This is a genomic window from Mesorhizobium sp. P2_D6, from assembly GCF_056404315.1.
Map to the genome: position 1 here is coordinate 1 of NZ_JBFUEG010000062.1, position 2,681 is coordinate 2,681.

General features: G+C 63.7%; 3 protein-coding genes. 2 read left to right on the forward strand and 1 reads right to left on the reverse strand.

What is annotated here, in order from left to right:
* Positions 1 to 139 (forward strand): transposase (locus AC1D1L_RS33530; protein ID WP_477345797.1); only part of this gene is annotated, 139 nt, incomplete at its 5' end.
* 286 nt (positions 140 to 425) lie between these two features.
* Here the strand turns inward: AC1D1L_RS33530 and AC1D1L_RS33535 are convergent.
* The gene (locus AC1D1L_RS33535; RefSeq protein ID WP_477345795.1) at positions 426 to 2,303 is read right to left on the reverse strand and encodes an ABC-F family ATP-binding cassette domain-containing protein; all 1,878 of its coding nucleotides are present in this window, start codon (positions 2,301 to 2,303) and stop codon (positions 426 to 428) included.
* 155 nt (positions 2,304 to 2,458) lie between these two features.
* Here AC1D1L_RS33535 and AC1D1L_RS33540 point away from each other — a divergent pair.
* A partial coding sequence (locus AC1D1L_RS33540; RefSeq protein ID WP_477339718.1) for a hypothetical protein occupies positions 2,459 to 2,681 on the forward strand: 223 nt, incomplete at its 3' end.

Here is a 2,681-nt window from a genome sequence, read left to right on the forward strand (position 1 = left end):
CGAGACAACCTTCGCCACCTTGAAGAACCGCATGCGACTTTGCGCCATCCGCTATCGCGGCCTGGCCAAGGCGGCAGGACAGGTCCTCATCGCGGCCATGGCCTTCAACATGCGCCGCTGGGTAACGCTGGCCACCTGAGCCTGGGTCGCACTGCGCCCGAAACCCACCGAATACGCCAACTCCTACCCTATCCGGCCGCAAACCCGCGCCGGAGGGCACCTCGATGCGCCCCTGCCGTCTCTCCAGGCATCCAAAGCCCGATAACGCAACAGGCCCCTTGTGGGAGAAGGTGGATCGGCGCGATAGCGTCGAGACGGATGAGGGGTGTTCCAGCGAAGTGAGGCGTTGGCGTTTCCTGGAACACCCCTCATCCGTCGCCTTCGGCGACACCTTCTCCCACAGGGGGAGAAGGGAAAAGCTACCCCTACTCCGCCGTGCCTTCCTCATATTCGGCCGACATGGTCAGCCACTTTTCCTCGTGGCCGGCAAGCTGCTGGGCCAGCTGCGAGCGTTCCTTGGCCAGCCGGGTCGCCGTCGAGGGATCCTTCTCATAAACGGCCGGATTGGCGAGTTCGTCCTCGATCAGGTCGATGCGCTTGCGGATACGGTCCATCAGCGCCTCGGTGGCGCGGATTTCCTTGGCCAGCGGCTCGAAGGTGGCGCGGCGCGCCGCTGCATCGCGGCGGCGATCGGCCTTTGATGCCTTCTCGGCCTCGCGCTTGCCGCGACGGTCGCCGGACACGCCGGTAACCAAAGTCTTATAGTCCTCCAGGTCACCATCATAGGGATTGACCGCGCCGTCCTTGACCAGCCACAGCCGGTCGGCGGTTGCCTCCAGCAAGTGGCGATCGTGCGAGATCAGGATGACGGCGCCGGGAAACTCGTTCAGCGCATGGATCAGCGACTCGCGGCTGTCGATGTCCAAATGGTTGGTCGGTTCGTCGAGGATGAACAGGTTCGGTCCCTCGAAGGCCGACAGCCCCATCAGAAGGCGCGCCTTCTCGCCGCCCGACAGGTCCTTGGCGGCGGTGTTCATCTTTTCAGTGGTCAGGCCGAACTGGGCGACGCGGCCGCGCACCTTGGATTCCGGTGCTTCCGGCATCAGCCGGCGGACATGCTCGTAGGCGTTTTCCTCCGGCCTGAGATCGTCGAGCTGATGCTGGGCGAAGATCGCCACTTTCAGCCCGGGCGCAACCGTCATGGTGCCGGTTTCCTGCTTCAGCCGGCCCGACAAAAGCTTGGCGAAGGTCGACTTGCCGTTGCCATTGGCGCCAAGCAGCGCGATGCGGTCGTCGGCATCGATGCGCAGCGTCATCTTCTTCAGGATCGGCTGGCCTTCGGTGTAGCCGACATTGACGTTGTTCAGCGCCACGATCGGCGACGCCACCGTCTTCACCGGCTCGGGGAAAGAGAACGGCCGCACTGTGTCGTTCACGATCGCGGCGATCGGCTTCATCTTCTCCAGCGCCTTGATGCGCGACTGCGCCTGCCTCGCCTTGGAAGCCTTGGCGCGGAAGCGCTCGACGAAGGATTCCATATGCTTGCGCGCGGCTTCCTGCTTGACGCGGCCCTTCTCCTGCAACTCCTTCTGCTCGGTGTACTGGCGCTCGAACTGGTCGTAGCCGCCGCGCCAGAAGGTCAGCTTCTTCTGGTCGAGATGGACGATGGAATTGACGGCGCGGTTAAGCAGGTCGCGATCATGCGAGATCAGAAGCACCGTGTGCGGATACTTCGACACATAGTTTTCCAGCCACAACGTGCCTTCGAGATCGAGATAGTTGGTCGGCTCGTCGAGCAGCAGAAGGTCGGGCTCGGCAAACAGCACCGCGGCGAGCGCCACGCGCATACGCCAGCCGCCGGAGAAGGACGAGGCCGGGCGGCGCTGCGCGGCGTCGTCGAAGCCGAGGCCGGCAAGGATGGTGGCCGCGCGCGACTCGGCCGAGTGCGCGTCGATATCGGCCAGCCGCATGTGGATGTCGGCGATGCGGTGCGCGTCAGTGGCGGTCTTTTCCTCCTCAAGCAGGGCAGTGCGCTCGAGGTCGGCCTTGAGCACGATCTCGATCAGCGGCTCCTCGGTGCCCGGCGCTTCCTGCGCCACCTGGCCGATGCGGGTGTTCTTCGGCAGGCTGATCGAGCCGGTCTCGGAGGGGAAATCGCCGGTGATCGCCTTGAACAAGGTCGTCTTGCCGGTGCCGTTGCGGCCGACGAGGCCGGCCTTGGTGCCGGCCGGCAAGGTCAGCGAGGCATGGTCGAGAAGCAAGCGTCCGGCCATGCGGAGCGAAAGGTCGTTGATGATAAGCATGCCGGGGCTTTTGCACGGGAGGGCAGCGCTTCGCAAGGGCTTGGAGGGCCGGCGGGGGCATAGACATGAAAACGGCGCGCCTGAAGCGCGCCGTCCATGACTGCAAACTGCTAACTTTCAGAGACGACCTAGCAGGCTGTTGAAGAAGTCCATTTGTGAGCGACGAAGTCTGCTTCGTCGCCGCCATGAAAGCAGATTTGTCCGTTGATAGAGCCGTCTGGTTGGATTTCAGCCCATCCATTGCCCTGGGCTTCGTCCATTTCGTCATTGCCTTGCCAGGAGAAGGCGACATTGTTGCCGTCACCCGAGCCGAAGATCTGGCCGGTGACGCATCCGAAGGCGAATTCGCCGGAGCCATCGTCCGCGAACTCAATGTAG

What these genes read in the sequence shown, in the direction of transcription:
- AC1D1L_RS33535 (WP_477345795.1), bottom strand. Translation starts at nt 2,303, where the DNA reads ATGCTTATCATCAACGACCTTTCGCTCCGCATGGCCGGACGCTTGCTT.